The following is a 24,531-nucleotide window of genomic DNA, read 5'->3' on the forward strand; positions in this document are numbered from 1 at the left end:
CTGACGTGGTAGATGTCGCCGATGGGGTAGCCGGGATATGTGCGTTCGGTAGTGTTCCCCCCTCGGACACGCACCGAACGCACATGTGGGGGTTCCGGGATCACCCGGGCCTCCACTAGTTGCTTTTCGGGCTAGTGGATCATCCTCAGGCCGAGGTGCTGGTACAGACCGGCCTTGTCGAGCGGGTCGGCGACAGCGATCATCTGCGTCAGGCTCCCTGCTATGGGCAGCAGATCCGTGATCTCCTGCTGAGTTGTGATTGTCGCTCGGAGTGGCCGGCAGTTGGGCTTCCAAGCTGGCGCGGTGTTCGGCGGTGTTGATCCAGCTAGTCACCTCGGCCGGGTCGGCTCCGACGTCGAGGGCGGCCTGGTACTGCTGAGCCTGAGGTCACAGTCGGATATCTGGTTCCTCACTTCCATGGCCGCCGTGTCAGTGAGGCCAGCGGCCTGCGTGCCATGATCTCGGCGGTCTCCGCGATCCGGTCCGGTGCGAACGTCGTGGCAAGCCAGGCGTCGATGTGGTCGAGATCTCGGCCTCCCGCAGGTGGACGACCGAGAACACACGAGAACACCGGAACGCAGAACGAAGAGGAACCGACGATGACCACACCCCAAGACCTGATGGCTTTGCTGTCACGTGCGCTCGACCAGACCGGCACCGCCATCGTCGGTGTCCGGCCGGAGCAGGCGACGTCGCCGACCCCGTGCCGTTCCTGGGATGTCCGGGCACTGGTCAACCACGTCGTGGACGAGGTGCACCAGTTCGCCGTGGTGACCGGTGGCGGCGAGCGGAACCCTCTCGGCATCGATGTCATCGGCGACGACTGGGGCGGTGCTTACTGCACGGCGGCGGCAGAACTGCTCGCCGTGTGGCGGCGGCCGGGCGCGCTCGACCGGGCACAGCGGCTGTCCTTCGGCGAGGTGCCGGCGCCGTGGGCGGTCCGCCGGCAGATCACCGAACTGGGGATCCACGCCTGGGACATCAGCAAAGCGACGGGGCAGCCGACCGACCTCGACCCCGAGGTCGGCGAGGTGGCGTTGCAGTGGTTGGAGGACAACCTCAAGCCGCAGATGCGGGGCGACGAGGCGGACGGGCACCAGATCGGCCCTGAGCTGCCGGTGCCGGACGGCGCTCCGTTGTACGACCGGATCGCGGCGTTCGCCGGCCGTGACCCGAGATGATCACTTACGCTTCCCACCGAGCTCCCAGAGCAAGCAACCTGAGCAGGGACCCCGACCTTCCTGTGATCACTTAAATGCGGCACACCTACTGCCTCTGGGCTGCCCACATATCGCGGCCGACTCGAGCGTGAACAGGTACTCGACAGGTCACAGCACGAAACCGAGTTTCCGTGCGGTATACGGTGCGCTGTCCTTCGTGGCGGCGTTGCGCGCCTGTGGGGGTGACGAAGGAGGTGCATAACCGCTGAGCGCGGACGCCCCACAGGTCGTCCTCGGGAGCGACGGCAGCGGCGGACTCAAGTCTGTCGGCCTGGACAGAGCGGCGGGGACGAGGTAGAAGCCGCATGCGCAGGAGAGCACGACGCCGCGGCCGATCACATCGACCCCAGTGCACGTTGTCCTGGTGATCCGGCCACGTCGGAGGCCGTTGTCGAACCACCGATCCTGGCTCAGAATCGTCGCACGACACGTTCTGTAGCCGAGCGCCACGTCCTCGATGTCGAGCAGGGCAGTGGTGCCGGTTGCGTTCCGGATCGGCGGCCGAGGGCGACAAGATGCCCTGCCGGGTGAGTTCCTCGGCGATGTCCTTGGTACCGCGTCCCGGCAAGTACTGCGCGAAGATCCACTTCACCACCAGTGAGGTGACCGGATGGGCCACCAGCGCTTGAGGCGCTTGCCGTCAGCGGCCTTGGCCGGGTTCGGGTGGGCGCCCACGTCCTCGAGGTCGTACCCGTAGGGCGGGCGTCCGCCGAGGTAGCGGCCCTCGGTCGCGGTGATCGCAGCTCAGAGGCCAGCCAGGGGGAAGTCAGGGGTGCTTTGTCGTGAGGTGGCGCGACACGCACGAGGCGCACGCTACCCCCAGTACCGGCGCTGGGGTGCCTCAGTTCTTACGCCGCCCTCCACTGTTGCTGAGCGCCGCCATGGCAGGTGAACTGCAGGACCCCGGTGCCGTTCCCGAGGCCGAAAGTCCCATCCCCCTGGTTGACCTCCATGCACAAGCCGCTGCGCCTGTTCTGGAACAGGAAGAAGCCGTCGCCCATAGCGATCTGCCGCCAGTGTTGCTGAACGCCGTGATGGCAGGTGAACTGCACGATCCCGGTGCCGTTCCCGAGGCCGAAGGTCCCATCCGCCTGGTTGGGTTCCAGACATTTTCCACTGCGGACGTTGATGAATGAGACGAACAGGATATTTCCTGCCCCGTCCAACACTTCGGCGAATAGGGTCCACTGTTGCTGAGCGCCGGCGTGGCAGGTGAACTGCAGGACTCCGGCGCCGTTCCCAAGGCCGAAAGTCCCATCCGCTTGGTTGACCTCAAGACACTTGCTGCTGCGCCTGTTCTGGATCCTGATGGGCGCAGCCGCCGCATAGCGTGCCGCTGACCGGCCGAGGCTTACGGATGCGCCGGTCGCGGCGTTCGCGGCCGTGGCCCCATTCCCGAGCAGGACCGGCGCCACCGCGAGGACACCTACGAGGCAGCTTACTGTGATTGACCTCATTGACTCCCCCTCCTATTCACCGGCCGATTTACGGCCTGCCACTCAGGGTGCCCGTGCCGATTCTCATGGCGCATGAGTAGCCCCTTACTCAACTCACTGAGGTGATCTCAGCGAATAACCGGTAGATGGTTATTATCAAAATGAGTAAGGACAAGCGCGGCGCGGGCGATGTCTCCAATGCTGCTGGGACTGAGAGTGACGTGCTGGAGAGTCCGCGAACGGCCCTTGAGCAGGCGAATCCGCGCTCACCGATACAGCGCAGGGCGCGCAGGAACCGGTTGCAGGGCCTGTTCGAAGTTCGGATTAGGAGGGTTGAAGACGCCCGACGCCGCCGCGACCGTCACTGAGCCACCACCAACCCAAGATCACTCCAGTGGCCCAGACAGTGGTCGGGTTCTCTCCATCTCGGTCGGCACGACCGGATCCCGGCCGTCTATGTCACCGTCTCGCCCGCGGCGATTTCTCCGAACGCATCCGCACGACGCTGGAACGCATCGAGTTGGACCTGGCCGCCCAGGACCCCGACGACCACGGCCTGGACGCATGAGCACCGCCCCAGCCCCGCCAGCGCACGTGCCGCCTGGCCCGCGCGCCATCGCGAGCCACCGATCCGGCCGCGACCCTTCCCCGGCGAGACAGTGACCTGCTACCTGCAGCGGCTCGCAGCCGCCGATCACCTCACCCGACACACCCTGCTGCGGGTCCTGAACAGCCGGAAGGGCTGCAAGGGCCCTTATCGCGGGTCTGTTCGCTGGCCGAGCTCACCGGGATGATCGCCGTACGACTTCGGCCGAGCCTCCAGAGAGACCTCGCCGGCTCCGTACTGATTCCGGCCCCGAGCTTGAGGCAAGAAGTTCGGGAACACGCACCTGATCGGCCACAGCCGATCGGTGGCCTCAGTCGTCCGCGGGCGCCCTCAGCTTCTCGCGAGCCAGGCGCTCGACCAGGACCGGCACAAAGTCGCGGATGGGCTTGTCGTCAAAGCGATGATGAATCGTGGTGACCGTCTCGGTCACCTGCTCCGGTGAGTACGCCGACCTGAAAGCCTTGGTCAGGCGGTCGGTCACCTCGTGCATGGCCTGGCGTTCACGAACCAACGTGTCCATACCCATGCCATCCCCCCACTGTGCAGGACTTATGCCTCAAACCGCACTTTCGACGCCACCCGCACCCGTGGGCAAGGCGTCACCCGGCGATGTGCCTTACCGGCATTGGTGACATTCGCCTTGATCGCCACGCTCACCAGCGAGACCAGCAACCTCACGTCGCTGTCACTGTCCAGGCTGACGCGCACCCAGCCCCCTCCCGGATCCAGCCGTACTCTGCCGCTCTCCAGCAGAACCTGCCGCATCCGCTCGATTACTGGCGCCGTCAGATACAACTCCGCCTCGTTCGTGCCGTGCAGATGGACGATCTGACGGGTGCTCAACGCCAGCCCCCTGCCCGCACCCGACTCCGCCCGGCACAACGTCAACGCCGGCCAGCGGCGCAGTTGCTCAACCGCACGCCCGGCGAAGGACATCTCCACGTGAGGGATCGCACCCATACCGGCATCCTCTAGGACCACCCACCATGATCGACACCCGAGCCGCTCAAATCGTTACCAACTCAGGCACCCCACATTCATACTCCAGCCACCCTTTGATCAGATCGACCACTGTGCCCAGCAGCCCATCCAGCACATCCCCCATTGCCTGCCGAACCTGGCGGGCCCCGCAGATTCAGGTCCCGTCAGATGAGGGCCAACATCACCCTCCTGGCCACAATGGCAGGCCATTGGTGTTGGGTGTGGCGGAGGCCGTCGCGGGCGAGGCGTTCGACCAGCAGCGGCACGAAGTCACGGACGGGCGCTGATTCGAAACGGATCAGTTCCTGGTCAATTACGGCGTTGACCTGGTCGGCGGGTATCTGGTCAAAGGTCTTGATGAGGCGGTCGCGCAGCAGGGCGAGCGCCTGGGTCTCCTTGCCGCGGGTGCCGGTGTCACTCATCTCGGGCCCCTTCCTTCGGCGCTGCCGGGCCGCCATGAACGCAACTGCCGCAGCAACGCGGTCTTCTTGTCCTGGTGAGCGGCCATCCGCCCGAGGATGTCGCCGAGGGCGGTGACGGCCTCCAGGATGTGCGGTCCCTTGTTGAGCATCACGCATTCGGCGCGTACTCCCATCGCGGCGTCGGTGATCTCGGCGCGTGAGGGCCGACCGGAGCGGGCGAGGCGGTCGAGGACCTGGGTCGCCCAGACGACCGGCACGTGCGCGGCCTCGCACAGCCAGAGGATCTCCTCCTGGAGTTCGGCCATCCGCTCGAGGCCGCATTCCACCGCGAGATCCCCACGAGCGATCATGACCCCTGAGTGCGGCCAGCGCAGCAGGGCGAACAGGATCTCCGGCAGGTTCTCGAATCCCGCGAGTGTCTCGATCTTGACGATGACGCCCAGCCGCCGGCCGCCCAGCCGAGTCAGGGCCGACAGCAGATCCTCGACATCTTGGGCGTCGCGGACGAACGACAATTCGACCAGGTCGGCGTGTGCGGTGACGAACTCCAGGTCCGTGCGGTCCTTACCGGTCAGAGCGGGGACCGGCAGCGTGGTGTCGGGCAGGTTGATACCTTTACCCGCCCGCAGCCGGGACCCGGTGGCCGCCGCCTCGGTGATCCGAACCTCGATCTGGTCAGTGTCGGAGGCGGTGACCAGACCGCCGATCTTGCCATCGTCAAAGTGCACCCGGTCGCCGACCCGGGCTTGCCCGAACACCTCGGGCAGAGTGCAGCCGATGCGATGCGGGCCCTGGTCGGAGACCGGCATCGGCGTACAGTCACGCGTCAGCGCCAAGATGTCGCCGCGGCGCAACGTGAGCGCCTGGGCGGCCGGCCGCAGCGGTCCGACCGGCACACCGGCCGCACCCCGGACCCGCAGGATCGTGCCCTCGCTGAGGTAGACGGTCCTGGCGGCCGATACCACGACCTGGTCGGGGAGTCCGGCCCGCTCGATGCGCAGGTGCCGTCGCGCGCCCCGGGCGTCCACCACGTGGATGGGTTCTCCCGGCAGCCGCCGGGCCAGCCAGTCCCCCGGCACCGGTATCCACGGCATCGCCTCGCCCGCCGGTGGCGGTTCGCCGGACGCGATCAAGCGGCACCGGGCCGGGGTCACGACCCGTCCCAGCACATCGCGGACGGGTTGCAGCTTCACCACCGCGGGCCCTTCGGCCAGCGGGCCGGTGCGTACCTTCGGACCGGCCAGGTCCATCGCGACGCGGCAGTCCCGGCCGGCGCCGTCAGCGGCCGCCCGCAGGTGAGAGATCATCGCCGCCCACGCCTGCGGGCCGTCGTAGGCACAGTTGATCCTGGCCAGATCCATCCCCCGGTCCAAAAGCCCGCCGATGAGGTTCTCATCGCCGGCCGCCTGGGAGGGAAGCGTCACCATGATCCGGGCGCGCCGGGTCGCCGGCGGGTCGCCGAGCAACTGCGCCGCACGCCGCCGCAGCAGCGCCTGCCCTTGCTCGAAGTCCACGGAAGGCTCGTCCGGGGCGGCGCCGTGACCGCTGAGCGCCGAGACCACCGCGGCGACGGCGTTCACCGTGGCCTGGACGTGCGGTTCACAGCGTCCCAGCGAGGACAGCCCCAGACCCGCCAAGCGGCCCTGCAGGTCACGCAGGTCGTACTGGCGCAGCGCCCAGTAGTGCGCCAGATTCACGGCACTGGCCCGATTCCGCGGATCCACCGACGCGATCCGCGAAGCCCAGGTGGCCTCCGCCGAGGCCAACGCCACCCGCAGGTCAGCGAGTTCCTCGAGTACCTCGGCCCACGGGCCGGCGAGCTGACTACTGGTCATGCCTTCACATTTCCACCGCACCCACCGGGCGGCGTAGAGCAGCCCGCCCCCCACGCCCATGACCACGGCCCTTGCACTTCACGCGCAGTTCACCCCGGGCCAGGTGAACCTCAGCATCGTCATCCGCCAGTCGACCGGCGGGCCCGCAGGTCGTCGATCGCCTCGTTCAGCTCATCCGGCGTCAGTTCCCCGGGTCCCCTCACGTACCGCGTACCAAGCGCGGCGCCGATGATCCGAATCGCTTCCGTGCCCCGAGCTCGCCGCTCGCCGAGCTACTCCGTGATACCGTATAGTGGTACTCGGTAATACATAGTACTAGGAGGGATCGGAGGGCTGCGATGGACGACCTGACGGAGATGTTGAAGGGCACGCTTGAGGGCTGTGTGCTCGAAATCATCGGCAGCGAGGAGACCTACGGGTACGCCATCACGCGTCGGCTGAATGAACTCGGCTTCGCCGACGTCATCGAGGGGACCGTCTACACCATCTTGCTGCGCCTGGAGAAGAACGGGTTCGTTCAGGTGACGAAACGACCATCCGGCATGGGTCCGCCGCGCAAGTTCTATGCGCTCAACGACGCGGGGCGCGAAGAACTCGGGAGGTTCTGGGCGAAATGGGAGTACCTCTCATCACGCATCGACAAGCTCAAGGAGGGCGGGAGATGAACTTCTGGGAGACCATTACCGGCAGTGACCTCACCAGGGAATGGAAGGCGTTCGAAGCCCGGGCCGAAGCCCTGCCGGCCGACTACCGGGCGGCATGGGAACAGATCAAGGTGCACCTCTCCCCCTACTCGGGCCTCACGGGTCGCAACCTGATGCCGATCCTCGACGGCGCCCTGGGACTGCTCGAAGAAACGGCCACGGACGGGCAGAGCGTTCACGAGGTGCTGGGCGACGACGTCGAGGGCTTCTGCGCGGCCCTGGCCGGCGGAGAAGGGGCCCGGAGCTATCGCGACCGGTGGCGCGAGCAGTTGAACCGGAACGTCGCACGGAAATTGGGCCGGCTAGGAGGCTGACATGGGCATCCAAGACATCATCGAGGGCAAGAAGCAGTGGCGGGCGCACCTGGCGCGGATCAAGGCGCTCCCGCCGGACTATCAGATCGTCTACAGGGAGATGCAGAAGTACTTCTTCAAGATCGGACCGATCGATCTGCCTGACGGGACCCTGCTCTCAGGGATCGTCGATTTCTTCGAGGAGGGCGTCGCGGCCGGCAAGGGAGTCCTGGAACTCATCGGCAACGACGTCGCCGCCTTCTGCGACGACCTGGTCAAAGACTCGCGCACCTACGCCGACATCTACCAGGAGTCCATCAGCAGGAAACCCGGCACGGTCGAGAAGTAAGACCGACGGCAGACCGATCACTTAAGGCGGCGTGTGCTGGGACGGCCGTCCCAGCCAGCTCGGCAGATCGGTATACATGGCGTGACGAGTGCGGCGGCGAGGTAAAGGGGGTAGAGGTAGAGGCCCACGACCTCGCCGCTCCTCTTGGTACAACACCGGAGCTTGCCGTAGTCAGTCATCCGACCGGCGCGCCGAACCCCGCCTCTACTGTCCCGCAACCTCCGGGGTGTCCACGAGCACGTCCCAGTCCAGGCCGCTGGAGGTCCCCCCACGGCCGGTCGTCCGGTGCACGCCCAGCCACACGACGACCCGGCCGTCGTACCAGCGGGCCCGCTTGAAGGCCAGCTCGAGGCGGGTGCCGACCCTCGGCACCTCCTCCTCGTGCACGACGTACCGCTGCACCGGCGTGGTGTCCAGGCCGGGCCGCAGCAGCGTCGTGCGCGGGCGCACCTTCACCGGCGGGTCCACCGGGCCGCCGGTCAGCACCCGGGGCATGGCGCCGCGCTGCAACTGGATCTCCCGGCTGGAATCGGGCACGTGCGCTGGGATGAAGGGGATCCAGTTCTCCGGCACGGTGGTCATCGCCTCGTAGGCCACCGGGGCGATCGGCACCTGGGGCTGACCCGGGGGCCGGAGCCGGTCGCGGTAGGCGAGGGTCTCCCGTGCGGCCTCGCTGCCGGACAGCGGGACTCCGCTCGCCGTCCAGACTGTGCGCTCGATGCCCCACACCATGTTGGCGTTCTCGTCGCGGACCAGCAACGCGTCCTCGACGGCCGCGCCCTCGAGCGGGGCGGCCGCCGAGGCCGGGACATAGAGCCCGGGGGCGCCGTCGACGGTGAACATCGACCAGCGCTGCCAGGTGTCGCCGGGGCCGCTGCCGGCCGGCTCGATCCAGAACCGCTGCCCGAACGTGTCGGTGATCATGAGGCCGTCGATCGTGGTGAGCGTGCCGTCCGACACGTCGCAGGGCAGCATCAGCCAGTCGCCGCCGTACACGAGCGCGAACTCCATGAGCATCAGGCGGACCAGGTCGGTGCTGGCGGCCGTGATCGCGCCGAAGTCGGTGCCGCCGTCCTCGAAGGTCCACCAGCGGGGGTTGGGCATGCCGGGGTAGCGCACCGGACCGGGCACGACGGTGCGGGTCACCGTGCCCGGCATGCCGGTGGTGCCGAGCGACGCCGGGTCGCCGGAGAAGGCGTGCCAGTCGAGCCCGCCACCCGGGTGTTCGGTCGCCGCGAGGACGGTCTCGCCGGGCAGGCCAAGGGCGAAGCGGTGTTCCAGCCGGGCCGGGTCGAAGGCGACCGGAGCGGCCGGCTGGGCGATCAGGTCCTCGAACCAGGCGATGAACTTGGCGGCCAGCTTGTCCAGGTCGGCCTTCTGCGGCGCGGGCACCCCGCTGATGCCGTCGTAGGCGTGCCCGCCGCCCTTGAGGTGCGCGTACAGCTCGTATCCGTCCATGACCCGGCCCGCGATCGCCTGCATCGTGGCCCACACGTCGGGGTGCGAGACCAGCGGCGCGTCGGCGTCGGAGGTGGGATCGGGGAGCCGGATGGGCCAGCGGGCGAGGAACTTGGGGCGCAGCGGCGGCGGGGACAGCAGCTTCATCCAGCGGCGGCCCATCGCCACCCGCAGGTCGAAGGAGACCTGGTCGGCGCCGATCGTGAACGGCACCGGACGTCCCTCCGCCACCGCCTCCAGCGGCAGCTTGCCGGGCAGCGCGCCGGGCGCCGCGTCCTGTGGCCGGTAGCGGGCCGGCGCGGCGGTGCGCAGGTGGTACGTCGCGGTGACCGGCGATCCGGCGTCCTCACCATGGAACTCGCCGAACTGCAGCTGCCGGGCGAGCATCCACAGCGGGTCGCGGACCTCGGCGCGCAGCGCGCGGTCGAACTCGGTCGTGCGGGGGCGGCCCTCCAGCCGATTCCAGAGGGCGACCGTCGGGAAGGTGCGCTGGCTCAGCGCGGCGCGGATGTCGGTGATGACGGTCATGTCAGGCCCCCAGGGTCGCGGCGTTGTTGGCCGCCAGGTCGGTCGAGATGGTGATCGGTGCGGGCGTCACCGGCAGCACGGTCGCCGGGAGCAACTGGGCGTACGCGGTGGCGTCGAGTTGCCCGGGTTCCACGGCGCGGGTGCGGGCCAGGTCCAGGGTCTCCCCCACGGCGGCGACCAGGTCGTCGAACTTCCAGGTGCCGGTGCGGTTGGCCGGGGTGACGAGCAGCATGGACTGGGGTGGTTCGGAGCCGGGCCGGTCGTACTGCGCGGCGACCCCGGTCGTGGCGGTGGGGCCGGGCACCGTCTCGGTCCACTCGTCCAGCAGCAGCGAGCACTGCGGGTCGTCGGCGTCGAACGGTTCGGCGTAGTGCGCGGTGTAGAGCAGCCGGTCGTCCTCGATCGTCTGCCCGGCGGGGAGCTCCAGGCCGAGCCAGGGCTCGTTCTTGACGAACGGCAGCTGGACCGGCCTGAGGTCCGGGTCGTCGCGGCCGATCGCCCCGGCGAGCAGCGTGATCCGCTCCCACCTGCCCGCCACCGGCCGGACCCTGGCCAGGCCGTGCAGCCAGTCGTCCAGCGGGAAGTCCCGGGCCAGGCCCTGGGTCAGGTCGGCTTTGAAGGAGTTCTGCCAGTCCGTGGCCACCGACTTGAGGAGGGTGAACTCGCTGGTCGCCAGGGCGTCCGGACCGAGGACGGCGCGGATCGCCGCGGTGGCCGCGGCGACCCGGCCCGGCCCGTCGGCGGCGTGGTCGTAGTCGGCCAGCGCGGCAGCCGAGGCGGTGAGCCGGTCCGCGACCTCGGCGCGCAGGTCGGTGGCGCGGGCGAGCAGGTCGGCACAGAAGGCGATCACCGTGTCCTGGATCGGGGCCAGGGTGAGGCCGGTGGCGTCGAACTGGCTGATCGGCAGCAGCCCGGACACGTCGCTCATCAGCTCGGCCAGCGTCGGCCCCGCGTCGTCGCCGATGGCGCCGCTCAGGGCGTTGAGCCGGTTGGTGAACTTGTTCCGAGCGGTGATCACGATGCCCCTGAGCTTCTGCGGGGTGTCCGGCCGCGGGCTGGTCGGCGCCGTGGTGAGCAGCCGCTCGGCCGCTTGAAGCAGGGCGTACCGCTGCTCGGCGGTCGCGGTGTTGGGCAGCGCGTCGTGGGCGGCCAGCTTGGCGTTGGCCGCGGCCAGCGACGCGGTCATCCTGGTCACCGCGAGCTGCACGGCGGCCTGCACGTCGTCGAACCGGGCCTTGCGCCACATCATCAGCTCGCCCCAGCCGCTGCGGACCAGCCCGAGGCCGTCGCCGGTGAGCAGCAGGTCGGCGTACCTGGTGAGGAGCGCGTCGATGCCGGACAACAGCTGGCCGCGGTGCGCGACCGGGTTGGCCAGCAGGGCACCGAGGTCGTGCAGGAAGTCGTCGAGGTCCTTCGCGAAGGAGGCCAGGGCGCTCCGTACCGCCGCGGGCCGGGCCCGAGGGAGGTCGACGGCGTCGTCCGCCGCCGGGTCCAGGGTGGCACCGGAGGCCGCCACGGTCGCGTCGCTCGGCCGCCCCGGGCGGGCCGCGAGCAGCAGCGCGCGCAGCTCGGAGACCAGCGACGACAGCTCGAAGAAGGAGATCTTGCCGGGGATCCGGTCGGTGTAGCGGATGACCGGCTCCACGTCGCCGCGCAGGTTCTGGGTGTGCTGCACCCGGCCGATGATCCGGTCGTCCAGCTCGGTCATGGTGGCGGGGTCGTCCGGACGCACCGTCCACAGCAGATCGATCGGCCGCAGGTCCAGGTCGTGCTGAGTGACCACGGTGCTGCGCGCGGCGCCGTTGTCCGGGTCGGTCCAGGTGACCACGCAGGCCACCTGGCCGTCGTCGGGAAGCAGGTCCTCCAGCCAGTCGTCCACGGCCGGGTCGGCGCTGCCGCGCGGAGTCAGGCCGTTCGGCGACCGGCCGTGCTTCAGGTGGAGCGCGAACCGGTGGGTCAGCCGCCGGCCGGTGCGCGGGGTGCGCACCACCTCGGGGTCGGGCGGGTTGCCGGTCGCGACGAACGCGTCGAGGGTCGCGGCGGCCCGGTCCGGGTTGCCGAGGACGGTCTGGTGCACGCTCTCGGCCATCACCAGCTCGGCGAGCGCGTCGTGGACGTCGACGAGCGCGGCCACCTCGGCGTCGATCGCGGCCGCCTGGTCGGGGTCGGCCTGCGGCAGGTCGGAACGGCCCCAGGGGTAGGTGGCGGTGCCGCCGCGGGTCACCTCCCGCACCAGCGCCAGGCCGTCCACGACGTTGCGGGCCTCCACCGAGGCGATGTCGGTGCCGTCCGTCGCGACCGTCTCCGGCAGCCGGCCCGCCACCAGCGGGAACGCCTGCCGCAGCGCGAGGATGAACGCGTCGGTCTCGGCGATGTCGTGGCCGTCGTGCAGGCCCCGCTCCAGCCGGTAGCCGAGCAGGGCGCCCAGCGACTGGCCGCCCCGGATGCCCGCGAGGGCCGACAGCGCGACCCGTACCCGGTCGGAGGTCAGGTCGACCGAGAGGGTGCCGGGGCTGGCCGGGGAGGCGTCGGCCAGGTAGCCGCTGCGCAGCAGCGCGGTGGTGGCCGCGTGGCTGGGCGAAGGGGCGTGCAGGAAGCCCTGGTTGGCCGGGTCGTGCAGCAGCGGCGGCGCGCCGGGCGGGGTGAACGTGGTGGCCAGGTCGCCGGTCAGCGTCACCTGGGTGAACTGGGCGGTGCGCGGCTTCAGGTCCTCCAGCCAGCCGAACGCGCCCAGGTGCACGCCCTTGACCGGGGTGCCGGACGCCGGGTAACGCATCGCGAACAGCCGCTCGGTGGCCAGGCCGAGCCGCCAGGCATCGAGGCGGTACGCGGCGCAGTCCAGGTGTTCGGCGAGCACCCGCTCCAGGCGGGCCGTCGGCACCTGCGCGAGGGCGCTCAGCCCGGCCAGCTGCTCCGCCAGCGCCTGGACGCCGGGCGGGGGCGGTTGCTGGGCGAGCGCCGCCGGGATGAAGTCGGCCAGCAGCGTGTCCGGGTCGCCGGTCACCGCCTGGTCGGGGCCGTAGAGCAGGCCGTAGCGGCTCTCGGTCACCTGGGTGCGTTGGCTGATGTGGATGAACGGCGGGTCCCGGCGCGCCGCGGTGACCTGCGCGTCGGTCAGGCCGTGCGCGGCGGCCGACAGGCGCAGTGCCGCCTCGTGGTAGCCGATCAGGACGGCGTGCCGCAGCAGCAGGTAGAGCAGCGCGGCCGGGGTGGCCCCGGGCGCGAAACCCGACTCCAGGCGGACGGCGTCGAAGGCGTTCCGCGCGGTGGTGGCGAGCCAGTCCAGGTAGTTGCGGCCGTCGGTGGTGTAGGGGCGGACCGGCGCGCTCTCCGACAGCGGCCGGTCGTCGACCAGCGGCCCGCGCATGGCGTGCTGCCGGGCGACGAACAGCCGGGACACGACGTCCGGGTCGGGGGCGGTGGCGGGGTAGCCGAGGCGGGTGAGCAGGTCGCGGGTCGGGCCGCGCAGGCCCAGGATGTTGAGCGCGTCCAGCACGATCTGGCCCTCGCCGCCGAGGTTCAGCCGGTTGAAGTAGTCCTCGGCGCTCTGCCCGTACCGCTGGTAGAACTCGGCGGAGGCCGGGTGCAGGCCGAACAGGCCGAGCAGCAGGGCGTGCGGGTCGCCGTCGTCGCCGAGCACCGGCACGTTCGCGGCCAGGGCCGTCCAGTCCTGCGCCGCCGCGGTGAGCACCGAGTTGAGCTTCCTGCGGTGCGCCGCGTCGGGGTCGGTGTCGGTCCAGGCGAGCCGGGAGAACGCGGTGGTCACCAGGATGCCGTACGGCTGGCGGCCGATCCGCACGGCGGGCACCGGGCCACGGCCGCTGACGTAGCGGGTGAAGAACGAGCGGGTGGCGTCGAGCGCGGCGGTCCCGAAGATCGGGTTGAGCGTCGTGCCCAGGTGGTGGCCCCAGGTGGCGGGCCACAGCGCGGCGTTCATGGCGCGGGCCTCGCTCTGGTCGGTGCCGTCCGAGCCGGGCACGGTCGCGATCACCGCCGGGTCGATGCCGAGCAGCTCGGCCAGCCACTGCCCGTCGCTGCGGGAGGAACCCAGCGGGTCGACGCGCGCGCCGCCGCCAGGCGAGTCGAAGCGGGCGGCGAAGGAGGCGCCGGTCAGGTCGGTGGTGCCGAAGGCCGACGGGACGGTGCCGGTGTTGTTGGTCGGGGTGCCCTGCGGCAGGACTTCGAACCCGGTGCGGCTCCCGGCCTGGTGGGTGATGAGCGTCTCCAGGTCCTGCCGGGACACCTCGGGGGTACGGGCGCGCAGGCCGAGCACGATCAGCCGGTCGAGGCCGCCCTTGATGGCGTCGGTGAGCGGGATCCGGAACCCCATGCCGACGGCGACCGCCTGGTCGAAGTCGGTCAGCCAGGCCAGGGCCGAGGGGATGTGCAGCGTGCCGCCGGTGGTCGTGAACTGGTCGGCGGCGGGCGTCGACGGGTCGGGGCCGACCGCGAGGTCCGGCTTGACCGGCTTGCCGGTGACGTTCACCACCAGCTGCCCTCCGACGTACCCGAGCAGCGTGAAGGCGTCGGGCAGCAGCCGGGCACGGGCCGCCTTGGTCCAGGTCGTTGCCCTGGTGTCGGCCGCTTTGGGCGCGGGCAGGTCGAGAAAGGCGACGGTGACGTCGGCGTGCTGCCGGTCCCCGGCGCTCGGCGGCCGGTCCAGGCCGTCCGGCGGCTGAGCCCGTACCTTGTCGGCGCGGGTGTTGCCGATCGCCTTGTTCAGCGCGGTGTCGGCGGCCCGCAGCGCGGTGGCGTCGCCGTCGGCCCGGTAGACCGCGGCCCAGTACGTACGCCCGGCGGGACGGTCGGCGGTCGCGATCGGGGTGCTGCCCGCCACCACCAGGATGACCTGCTCCGGGTGGGTGCGGTGCGGCTCGTCGGCCGGATTGAGGGGCTTGCGGGAGTCGACGATGTGCCCGGCCCGGCCGGAGCCGACCCGGCCGGCGAGGTCGTGCCAGGCGGCGAGCCGCAGTTCGCGGTCGCCGCCGGCCTGCCAGGTCCGGCTCCAGAAGGTACGGGCGTACTCCTGCTCCTGGGTGGTCCGCTGCTCCTCGAAGGTGTCCACCGCCCACTCGTCTGGGAAGACCCGGACCAGCAGCTCGGTGGCGGTGAAGCGGGTCTCCATGCGCACCGGCCCGAGCAGGACCGGGTAGGCGTCGCTCAGTGCGGGCGGCGTCGTGGTCTCAGGCATCTCCGAGCATCTCCCTTGCGTGCATGGCCACCAGGACGGGCGCCCGGTAGAGGATGTAGGCCAGGTCGGCGGCGTTGGTCTGCTGGTTCCAGGTGAGGTTGACGTCCTCGGCATGCTGGTCGGCCAGGTCCGGGTCACCGGTGGGGCCGAGGGTGAGCGTCGGGGTCTGCGCGTCCAGCCGCAGGAAGCTTCCCCCACCGGGCGTCAGGACGTCGGGCCAGGCCAGGTCGTTCCAGACCCGCAGCGCGGTGTCGCGTTCGACGTCCAGGCCGAACCGCGGGTCGCCGGGGCGTTCCTTGATGACGAAGAACCAGCCGGGGTCGTCGCCCGGGTTCTCGCCGGTGCCGCCTCGCACCATCTGCTCGGTGAGGCCGAAGCCGAAGAAGTAGATGTCCGGCTCGGCCTTCGCGTCGTACAGCGGCAGCTGGACCTTCGAGGGCGGCGGCGAAGCCTCCTCGGCCGGGGTGAGGTCGGCCAGGCGGCGCGGGCGGGTGAGGTCGATGGACCCGTCGGGGTTGCGCTGCCACTCGGCGCGGTGCGCGTAGATCACCGCGGTGGGGTACTTCTTCAGCAGCTCGCCGCGGATCACCAGCACGACCTCGTCGCCGGAGGCGTTGCCGCCGTGCTCGCCGAGCACCGACCGGGACGGCCACTGGTCGATCGGGACGATGTCGTACAGCCGCTCGCGCCGCTGGTCGGCGGACTCCCCCTGCAGCGGCAGCACGGCACGGACATCCCAGAACTGCCGGAAGACGCTGCCGCGCTGGTCGGTCGGGAACTCGCGCCAGAGCATCTCGCGGGCCATCTCGTGGTTGAGCCCGACGAGGTAGGACTCCACGAACCTGCGGTTGGTGTCCAGCAGCGTGACGCTGTCGTGCGGCACCAGGGTCAGGTTGGGCAGGAACCAGTCCGGCGAGAGGTCCAGCAGCGGCCGGTACATCGGCAGGTCGATGACCGGGTAGGCCATCACCTCGGCGAGCGGGTCACCCGCCGCCTCGATGAACTCGCCGCCTTCCGACCGGCTCAGCCGCGCGGGCAGGGTGACCGCCCCGAACGCCCGGCGCGGCACCGTGAAGTCCGGGTGGATGCCGTCCATGGTCGTGGCCCGTACGCCCACCAGGTCGGCGGCCGGGCGCGGCGGCACGAACCCCGCGTCGAGGGCGGCGTTGAAGGTGGTGTAGACGTCGTGCAGGGCCTGCTTGAACCGGGTCGCCTCGGCGCTGTCGGTGGTGCCGGTCGTGGGGTGCACGTTGTCGCCGGGCACCGAGATGAGGAAGTCCCCGCTGATGGGCAGGGCGTCCACCGGGTCGATGACCGGGTTCGGCGCGAACAGGATGATCGGGCCTGACACCGCGCTCTCCAGCGCGTCCACCGTGACGATCGAGGGCGGCACGACCTTCGGCGGCGCCGCGGCGACCTGACCACTGTTGATCTTGTCGAGGAGCCCATGCCGGTCCGCCGGGTCGGGGAACAGCCCGCGGGCCAGCCGGGCGGCGGGGCGGGTCGCCCGCCGCATGGCGGGCGACAGCGGGGTCCGCGCGACGAGGCTGCCCGCGATCGCGGTGGCGGGGGTCACCGGCGCCCCCTCGCGCAGGCCCAGCGAGAACGACACCACCCGGGACTGCACGGGGGCGGTCAACGCCAGCACCTGGGCCGGCGCGGTCTCCACCAGCGGCGCCAGGTGGCCGTCGTGCAGCGAGAAGCCGACCTCGCGGGCCACCTGCGCGGCCCTGATCCGCTTGTTGGCCGCCAGTACGTCGCCCAGCTGCTGCCAGGCGGCCTGCATGAACTCCTCCTGGTGGGCCCGCATCACGCGGGCGCCCATCCCCGCGGCGACCCGGAACCTGGGGTCGAGGTTGAGCTTGTGCACCCAGTTGTCGTTCGGGTCGAGCGGAGTGGTGCCGTCGGCGGCGGTGAGCAGCCGGTGCGTCAGCGCGTGCCAGCGGGCGTACAGCGGCGGGGTGACCAGCGGGTCGGGGTCGGACGGCGGCTGGTTCTGGTAGTCGTCGCCCAGGTTGATCAGCGCGGCCAGCGCCTTCTGGAACGGGTGCGGGTAGGGCTGGTCCCAGTTCTCCTGGATCTGGAGTTCGGCGCGCCGCTGCGGGTCGAGGTCGGCGTCGGGCACCTGGAGGGCGCCACCGAGCCACTGCACCCCGCCGAGCGCCGGGTCGGTGATGCCGGGAAGCCCGGCGCCCGGGTCGCGCACGTCCATGTCGCGGGTGCCGACCCGCTCGTCGACCGGGCGGGGCTTGAGCAGCCGCGCGAGGTACTCGAAGTCGCCGATGTCGGAGGTGCGGAACGTCCATTGGTGGTAGTAGGGCAGGTGGTCCGGCTCGGGCCGGTTCGCGTACGGCACCCAGCTCCCCTGCACGGCGCCCGGTGACGTTGCAGGGTCGAGGCCGAGCCCGGCCAGCCGCCCGGTCTCGAACGCCGGGACCAGGAAGGCGCGGTAAGCCGTCTGCGGTTCCAGGCGCCGCGGGCACATCACCCGCGAGCACGCCAGGTCGGGGTTCTCCGCGATGACGGCGGCCAGCCGGGGCAGCACGGCTCCCATGTCATTCGAGACGACCTCGGTGTCGGACGCGGTGACCGTGCGGTTGACGTGGACGTGCGCCCACGCGCCGAGCTGGTCGGCGGGCGGCAGCACGCTCAGGTCGGGCACCGACAGGAACGGCAGCGGCCGGCCGGGCAGCGAGCCCGCGTCGCTGAACTCGGCCTCGCTGAGCACCACCAGCGCCAGCCAGGGGCGGAGCCGCCCGGTCGCCGGGTCGGGGATGTCGGGGCTGTAGCGCCAGGGGAAGTCCTCGTCGTAGAACTCGACGAAGGGCAGGTGGTTGGGCTCGAAGTTGGTGACCCAGTTCAGCGGCTCGGTCCGGACGATGGCCCGCTGGTCCACCCCGACCACGTCGCCGGGCCCATACAGGCTCACCGCGTGGGTGACGTCGGCGGTCAGGGTGTCGCTCCCGGACACCGCGGGGCCCTCCAGGTGCAGCGCCACCGCCACGCTCGCCCGGGCGGCGGCGCCCGGGGCCTGCGTGATCTGGGAGGCGATGCCCCGGCGCAACCAGGGCAGGAACGAGTAGGCGTTCATCAGAGCACCTCCACAGCGGGGATGACGTGCAGCGAGTCGGTCTTGGACGGGTCGGTGGCGAGCAGGTCGGACAGGTGCGAGCGGGCCTGCGCCTCGGTGCCGAACAGCGGGCCCGCGGCACTGTTGTCCAGCACCGACGCCACCGCGAAGCTCTCGCCGGTGACGGCGACCCCGTCGGCGAACGGCTGCCGGAACGTCCGCTCGGCCTGCGCCAGCGGCGACCTGGTAACGCTCGCGCCGCCCAGGAAGTGGGTGAACAGCGCGGGGTGGAAGTCGGCGAAGTGAGTCTGCTCGCGGGCGATCGAGTCGATGACGATCTGCTCGTAGCGGGCGGTGCGGCGCACCGCCCGGCTGGAGGCGAGTGCGGCCCCGTCGGGACCGAGCTCCAGACCGGCGTGCTCGCGCTCGTACGACGGCAGCGCGAGCAGCTGGGCATCGGTGAGGTTCTGGTACTGCCCGAGCGCGAACGGCTCGGACTCGTCGGCCAGCTTCGCCAGGCCGGTCGGGACGCTCATGCTCACCCGGGACACGTCGACGGCCCGCTGTGCCCCCACCCGGTCGATCTTGATGTCGAGCGGCACCACCTGCTGCGACACCACCAGTGTGCCGAGCGGGTGCAGCACGATGTCGGCCTCGTCGGGTGCGAGCGTGCGCAGGGTGACGAGCGGAGCTCCGCTGACCGGCTGCTTGGTCCGCCAGCTCTGCGGCTTGGCCAGCTCGGCGGACAGCAGCGGCAACACGGCCACCGGCGGCAGCGTGGTGTCGAGCGGCGTTCCCCAGGTCTTGTCGAAGTCCACCCCGATGTCGAAGAAGAACAGCGAGATGGACGCGGACCCCGAGACGTTCCACGGTCCGGGGCCGGACAGCGTGGCGTCCAGCTTGACGCTGATCAATCCGGCGCCGAACACGTTCAGCGACACGTGCCCGCCGAGGTGGGCGGTCATGTGGAACGGCGAGCGCTGGAACAGCGCGTCGAAGCTGCTGCCGCCCTGGAGGTTGAGGTCGCTGAAGCCGAAGAACAGGTCGACGTCCGCGCCGAACTGCGCCGTGTTCGCGGTGATCGCGAAGTAGCCGGTCAGCGTGACCCGCGCCGCGCTGGAGTTCAGCAGGTGGAGTACGACCCGCTTGGGCGTCTGGAACGGCAGTGGCGGCGGCGTGAACTTGGGGTGGAAGCCACCGACCGTGATCACCAGGTCCTTCTGGGACGCGAAGCCGGTCAGCACCCCCATCTCGCCGTCGATCGTGGTGCCGAGGACGCTCGACTTGAACAGCGCGGCGAAGAAGTACACCCGCTGCCGGTCGAAATCGATCACCCCGGCGAAGTTCACCTGAAGCAGGAGCAGCGGGTCGTCCTCGGTCGGCAGCGCCACCTTCAGCACACCGAGGATCGCGATGTCGCCCGGCACCTCAATGATCACGGCGACCGAGGCGCTGACCAGCGTCGGCGTCCCCCAGGCGATCTTGGCCATCGGGCCGATGAGGAACACGCCGTTCTGCGGCGGGAAGAAGGCGGCCAGGTCGCTGAGGATCCGCGGCGCGTTGGCCACCACGTCGCGCGGGAACATGAGCGACTCGATGGCCCCGGTGCGTACCCCGTCCATGATCGCCTGGGTCCGCATGCCCCGGTTCAGGCCGAGCAGACCGCCCACGGCCAGCAGCCGGAAGCCGAAGCCGAGCTGGATCCCGGCCTCGCCGAAGTCGGCGGTGAGCACGACCAGCAGCGAGAAGCCCTTCGAGCCGTCCGGCATGCGGGTGGTGATCAAGCCGATGCCGCTGATCGCGAGGAAGTCGGCGAACTGCAACTCCACCGCACCGGCGTACTCGCCGCGGTCCGGGTCGTACGACAGGAACCCTCCGCCGGAGACCGGCCCCGCGTCCACCGCGATGCCGGCCCCGGTGGGCGGTTTGAAGCCGAAGGCCAGGTCGGCCGGGCCCAGGTTCCCGCCCCCGTCGGGGAACGTGAGATCGGCGGAGACGCCCAGGCGGTCGACGCTCACCTGCACCGGGCCGAGCGAGGCTGCGAACGCGGCCGACAGCTCGACCTTCACCTCTCCGTCGGACGGTACGGCGCGCAGGTAGAGGGCCTGCACCTCCACCGGGCCGACCTGGAGATGCACCGGAATCTGGATCTCCAGGCCGCCGCTGCCGTGGAAGCGGACCCCGGCGTCGGGGGTGAAGGTGAACCCGACGCTGAAGTCCGACTCCACTCGCAGGTCGCCGAGCACGGTGGCGACGAAGCCGTCCCCGCCGGTGGTGTCGATGACCAGCTTGCCGCCGGTGATCTCGCCGTCCGCCGTGGGCGTCGCGACGGCGTTCCCGGTGGCGGGGTCGAGCGCCAGGGTGAGTCCGCCGTCCAGCGAGGCCGAGGCGAACTCCAGGCGGCTGCCGCCGGTGACGCCGAGCAGCACGAACGGTTCGGCCGGAGTGGCGCGCACCCCGACCGTGGCGGCGGCGATCACGTCGCCGGTCAGGCTGAGGGTGCCCGGCGGCCTGATCTCCCCGGTCGCCGCAGCGGGTACCTCGCCGGTCAGCGACACGTGCGCCGACCAGGCCGGTGGGGACAGCGGTACGTCGAACCCGCCCTGGCCCTCGATCGGCAGGGCCAGCCCGAGGCTCAGCCCGGTCCCGTCGGCGGTCGGCTCCAGGGTGAGGGAGAGGGCTTCCAGGCGCGGCGGCGTGGTGGCGGTACCCGGAGTGAACAGGACCGGGAGGAACGCTCCGGCGAACGCCGACTCCAGCACGGTCAGCAATGCGGAAGGGTCGAACGAGCCGCTCCCCCACCCGTACAGCGCCTTGAGCCGGCCGACCGGATCGGTGATCGCGGGCAGCAGGCGGTCGCCGTGCACGGTGATCGCCTCGTACGGTGGCCTGGTCGGGTCGGCCGGGTCGCCGTCGTGGAAGTCGCGTTGCAGCACGCCGAACGTCTCCAGCACCGCGGCCGTGACGGTGTCCAGCTGGAGCAGATCGGCCAGCAGCAGATCGGTGATCTTGCGGGGCAGGCCGTCCACGAGGGCGGAGATCTGCGCCGCGGTGATGCCCGGCAGCGTCGGCCCGGCGCTGGTCAGCGCGGCGGCCAGCTCAGGGAACGCGGCGGTGACCCGGGCGCACTGGGTCAGCAGCGCGGCGCCCGCCGTCACGATGCCGACGTCGTCGCCCGCGTCGATCGCGGTGGTCAGGTTCGCGGTGAGACCGGCGAGTTCGCCGCCCACGTTGACGATCGTCCGCCGAGCCGCCGAGATGGTGGCGTTGGTCAGCAGATCGTCGGGGAAGTGGACGCCGAGCTGGTCGAAGGTGTCCAGCACGCCCTGGTCGCCGAAGCGGTTGGTCACGCTGGACAGCACCCCGGCCAGTTCCACGGCCACGTGCTCGAGGGTTCCCGACTGGTCAGGCATGCGCGGTCATCTCCTCCGCCGGGGTGGCCGCGAGCGCGTCGAGGATCCCCTGGTAGTCCAGCCCGGCCAGGTCGGGCGCGAGCGATCTGGCCCGCGCCAGGTCGGCGCGCAGGCCCGGTGAGGCGCAGCGGCGCACCTCGGCGTACGCCCTGTCCAGGCAGGCCATCAGAGGCTCGCCGTGCAGGGTCTCGGGCAGCGGCTGATCGGGGTGGGTGAGCATCCGCAGCATCAGCTGGACCAGCGCCGCACCGCCGCCGCGGTGCCACACGAGCATGAGCCGCCGGTCGGAGGTGAGCAGCCCGGTCAGCTCCGGCCGGTGCCGCTCCCACAGCGCGAGCAGGAACCGGCCCGCAGCACTGGCCGCCAGGTCGTCGCCGAGCCGTACGAAGGCGTCGTCGCGGGGCGGGATGTCGCTGAACCAGGGCCGTCCCACCGGCGCGAGCCCGGCCTCGCCGCGGAACGTCGCGGCCATCTCGGGATCGGCCACCAGCCGGGCCTCGATCTCTTTGGGGACCGGCACCATGGCGGCCCCCCGCACGGCGAACACGGGCGCCGGATCATCGGTGGTGGCGGCCACGAAGAGGTCGCGTTCCTGGTGGGGCCCGTTCAGCCGGGCCAGCACCCTCGCGATCGGCAGCACGTACCCGATCCCGAAGGCGTCGCGCTGGATGAGAAGACCGACCACCTGCCGCTGCGCGTTGAGCACGACCGCGCCCGAGTCGCCCGGCTGGACGAAGGTGACATGGTGTTCCCCGCCGTTGGGGTTGGGCTGGACGAGAAACCTGGCGGCCAGGCTGTGCTTGGCGTTCGGATCCGGGTTGTGCGCCTCGTCGGCCAGGACCACGCCGCCGGTGGCTCCGGTGCGGAACCCCCGCTTCATCACCTGGTACTGGCCGTCGAGCACGGCGTCGGCGGCACCGGTGATAGGGCCGAGGTCGGCGACCGCCGGACTCCACTTGATACCGGGCTTGAGCCGGATCAGCGCCTCGTCCAGGCCAGGCGACACCCCGTCGCCTGCGGTGAAGCCACCGATGACGTCGTTGCTGCAGGTACCGTCCCTGCCGTCCGGATGACCGACCTTGCTTCCGACGGGGATCTGGCTCGCTTGGGCGCCGTCGCCCCACAGGTGCATGACCGTGAGGATGTAGACCGCGTTCGGATCCTTGCGGTCCTGCACGAAGCAGCCGATGGTCCCGGGTGCGCTCGAACCCACCGCGGTGAGCTTGATGCCACCCACGAGCACGTCCCGCGCCCTTGGCTCCTCGGCCAGTTTGTGCAGGCCGTCGTCGATGTTGCCGGGCAGGTCGGCGGGCAGCGGGTGCGTCGGCGGCGTCGTCATGATCTCCCCCTCGTGGCCAGCGCGGCCAGGATCTGCGGATAGCTCAGCCCGGCCGGGTCGGGCAGGTCGGCGCGCACCCGGTCGAGGTCGCGGCGCAGCTCCGGCGACGCGGCGGCGTGGAGGGCGGCGTAGACGCGCTCCAGGCGGTCGGCCGGTGGCTCCCCGTTGATCGTGTACGGCACCGCGAGGGCCGGGTCGGCGACCACGCGGGCGAACGTCTGCAGCAGCGCCGGACCGCCACCCCGATGCCAGGCGACCGTCACGCGCCGGTTGCCGTTCACCAGCGCCAGCAGTTCCTCGTGGTGGGTCAGCCACAGGTCGACCAGCCGCCGCCCGGTGGCCGAGTCGTCAAGGTCCGCCCCCACCTGGCCGAACACCTCCTGGTAGGTCGGCAGGCCGCCGGGTGGCGGCAGCTCGGCGGGCGTGGGCGTGGGCGTGGACGTGGATGTGGGCGCCTTGTCGCACTTCGTGCGGACCTGGTTCAGCTGGGTGGCGGTGGCGATCTTGAGCGGCAGGTTCTCCTTCTTCGGGTCGGCGAACACCGCGAGGGTGGCCTCGATCGGTATCCCGTAGCCGTTGTGGATGAGCCCGTCGGGCGCACCGGCGAGGTGCAACGCCACGACCTCGCCCTTGCCGTTGAGGTAGGCGGCGCCGGAGTCACCGTCGGCGGCGAAGAAGTTCGGCCGGTCCTGCGGGTCGAGGTAGGGGAACGGGGTGACCACCATGAGGTTGTGGCGGGTGATGCCTTCTTTGGTCGTGGCGGTGTGGTTGACCGACAACACGAAGCCACCGGTCTTGCGGGTGTTGGCGCCGCGCTTGACGATCTGGTAGGGCGCGGCCGCCGCCTCCGTGGCATCGACGGTGTGCGTGCCCGTCACGACGCCGATCTCGAGGGATTCGGCCAGCCACTCGGTTCCCTGGTCGAGCAGGATCAGCGCGGCGTCCCGGATCTCGTCGGCGCCGCCACCCGCGTAGGTGCCGATCAGGTGCGAGCAGCACTTGGTGGGGCTGGTCTTGGCCTTGGGATGGCCGACCCGGGTCACGCCGACCACCGGCTGCGGGTCGGCGCCGGTCCTGGCGAACAGGTGGAACGCGGTCATCGCGTACACCTTGTTCGGATCGGTGGCGTGGCAGAGCAGGCAGCCGAGCGTGCCGTACCAGCCGCCCGGCGTCGCGGGCAGCAGGTTGACCCCGCCGATCAAGTGCGGGTAGCGCTTGAAGTCGGTGTCGGCCTCAGTCGTCGGCGGTGAGCCGACGGCGAGCGGCACGAACGGCGGCGCGTCGTCCGCCAGGAGCCCGCCGTGCAGGACCGGCGCCGCCATCTCGCCGACGTCCACGCCGACGCCCTCGAAGTCCGCGGGCAGCGCCGCGCCCGGTGCGAGGTCGGCCGGCGGGCGCTTGCGCTCCACGAAGACCTTCAGGACCAGTTCTCCAGTGAAGACGCCCGCCCGTATCCGGCCGCCGAGACCGACCCCGGTGACCCCGGGCATCGCCATGAACCGCTCGGCCGCCCGTGCCTTCAGCTCCAGCAATCGCTCATCAGGCATCGGCGAGACCCCCGGCCTGGCACCGTACGAACGGCATGTTCATCGCTCTCCCAGCTCGGCTGCACCACGCGCTCACGCATGCGCGCGTTCAAACTGGAGGCGTTCCATTCCGTTCCATACCGTTCCATGGGACCGGCG

The 24,531-nt window shown here is 70.8% G+C and carries 16 protein-coding genes; 4 read left to right on the plus strand and 12 right to left on the minus strand.

What is annotated here, in order from left to right:
- The first annotated feature begins 599 nt into the window (after positions 1-599).
- Positions 600-1,181 (plus strand): TIGR03086 family metal-binding protein, encoded by a 582-nt coding sequence (locus ACRYCC_RS32810; RefSeq protein ID WP_433817644.1) that lies wholly within the window; start codon positions 600-602, stop codon positions 1,179-1,181.
- 85 nt (positions 1,182-1,266) lie between these two features.
- Here the strand turns inward: ACRYCC_RS32810 and ACRYCC_RS32815 are convergent, their stop codons facing one another.
- The 6 genes from ACRYCC_RS32815 to ACRYCC_RS32840 all read right to left on the minus strand — a co-directional run bounded on the left by ACRYCC_RS32815 (position 1,267) and on the right by ACRYCC_RS32840 (position 6,501).
- Positions 1,267-1,839 carry a recombinase family protein gene (locus ACRYCC_RS32815; RefSeq protein WP_433817645.1) on the minus strand — a complete coding sequence of 191 codons (573 nt, stop codon included), beginning with the start codon at positions 1,837-1,839 and terminating at the stop codon, positions 1,267-1,269.
- 229 nt (positions 1,840-2,068) lie between these two features.
- Positions 2,069-2,635, minus strand: a complete 567-nt coding sequence (locus tag ACRYCC_RS32820) for an RICIN domain-containing protein (RefSeq protein ID WP_433817646.1) — start codon at positions 2,633-2,635, stop codon at positions 2,069-2,071.
- 938 nt (positions 2,636-3,573) lie between these two features.
- Entirely contained in the window at positions 3,574-3,789 is a 216-nt protein-coding gene (locus ACRYCC_RS32825) for a three-helix bundle dimerization domain-containing protein (RefSeq protein WP_433817647.1), read from the minus strand.
- 23 nt (positions 3,790-3,812) lie between these two features.
- Positions 3,813-4,223: a luciferase domain-containing protein gene (locus ACRYCC_RS32830; protein WP_433817648.1), complete on the minus strand. Its 411-nt coding sequence runs from the start codon at positions 4,221-4,223 to the stop codon at positions 3,813-3,815.
- 185 nt (positions 4,224-4,408) lie between these two features.
- Positions 4,409-4,666, minus strand: coding sequence for a three-helix bundle dimerization domain-containing protein (locus ACRYCC_RS32835; RefSeq protein ID WP_433817649.1), 258 nt, complete (start codon positions 4,664-4,666; stop codon positions 4,409-4,411).
- A complete protein-coding gene (locus ACRYCC_RS32840; RefSeq protein WP_433817650.1) occupies positions 4,663-6,501 on the minus strand; it encodes a pyruvate kinase in 1,839 nt (612 codons plus the stop codon). The genes ACRYCC_RS32835 and ACRYCC_RS32840 overlap by 4 nt, the downstream gene beginning before the upstream one ends.
- Positions 6,502-6,839: 338 nt before the next feature.
- Between ACRYCC_RS32840 and ACRYCC_RS32845 the strand changes: the two genes are divergently transcribed.
- The 3 genes from ACRYCC_RS32845 to ACRYCC_RS32855 are packed head-to-tail and all read left to right on the plus strand — an operon-like array spanning position 6,840 to position 7,847.
- On the plus strand, positions 6,840-7,166 hold the full coding sequence (locus tag ACRYCC_RS32845; protein WP_433817651.1) for a PadR family transcriptional regulator: 327 nt from the start codon (positions 6,840-6,842) through the stop codon (positions 7,164-7,166).
- Positions 7,163-7,519, plus strand: coding sequence for a DUF1048 domain-containing protein (locus ACRYCC_RS32850; RefSeq protein WP_433817652.1), 357 nt, complete (start codon positions 7,163-7,165; stop codon positions 7,517-7,519). The genes ACRYCC_RS32845 and ACRYCC_RS32850 overlap by 4 nt, the downstream gene beginning before the upstream one ends.
- Before the next feature lies 1 nt (position 7,520).
- Positions 7,521-7,847, plus strand: coding sequence for a DUF1048 domain-containing protein (locus ACRYCC_RS32855; protein WP_433817653.1), 327 nt, complete (start codon positions 7,521-7,523; stop codon positions 7,845-7,847).
- 204 nt (positions 7,848-8,051) lie between these two features.
- Here ACRYCC_RS32855 and ACRYCC_RS32860 read toward each other — a convergent pair whose 3' ends face one another.
- Genes ACRYCC_RS32860 through ACRYCC_RS32885 form a run of 6 tightly spaced genes read right to left on the minus strand, consistent with a single transcriptional unit; the run spans position 8,052 to position 24,393 of the window.
- Positions 8,052-9,833, minus strand: coding sequence for a hypothetical protein (locus ACRYCC_RS32860; RefSeq protein ID WP_433817654.1), 1,782 nt, complete (start codon positions 9,831-9,833; stop codon positions 8,052-8,054).
- A 1-nt stretch (position 9,834) separates the two neighbouring features.
- Entirely contained in the window at positions 9,835-15,024 is a 5,190-nt protein-coding gene (locus tag ACRYCC_RS32865) for a hypothetical protein (protein WP_433817655.1), read from the minus strand.
- Positions 15,017-18,115, minus strand: coding sequence for a hypothetical protein (locus ACRYCC_RS32870; RefSeq protein WP_433817656.1), 3,099 nt, complete (start codon positions 18,113-18,115; stop codon positions 15,017-15,019). The genes ACRYCC_RS32865 and ACRYCC_RS32870 overlap by 8 nt, the downstream gene beginning before the upstream one ends.
- Complete coding sequence (locus ACRYCC_RS32875) at positions 18,115-21,507, minus strand: DUF6603 domain-containing protein (RefSeq protein WP_433817657.1); 3,393 nt, start codon at positions 21,505-21,507, stop codon at positions 18,115-18,117. Before ACRYCC_RS32875 ends, ACRYCC_RS32870 begins: the two co-directional genes overlap by 1 nt.
- Entirely contained in the window at positions 21,500-22,846 is a 1,347-nt protein-coding gene (locus ACRYCC_RS32880) for a chymotrypsin family serine protease (protein ID WP_433817658.1), read from the minus strand. Before ACRYCC_RS32880 ends, ACRYCC_RS32875 begins: the two co-directional genes overlap by 8 nt.
- The gene (locus ACRYCC_RS32885) at positions 22,843-24,393 is read right to left on the minus strand and encodes a hypothetical protein (RefSeq protein WP_433817659.1); all 1,551 of its coding nucleotides are present in this window, start codon (positions 24,391-24,393) and stop codon (positions 22,843-22,845) included. Before ACRYCC_RS32885 ends, ACRYCC_RS32880 begins: the two co-directional genes overlap by 4 nt.
- Positions 24,394-24,531 lie beyond the last annotated feature (138 nt).

The sequence above is a fragment of the Actinomadura scrupuli genome (assembly GCF_050971785.1).
Lineage (GTDB): Bacteria > Actinomycetota > Actinomycetes > Streptosporangiales > Streptosporangiaceae > Actinomadura_E > Actinomadura_E scrupuli.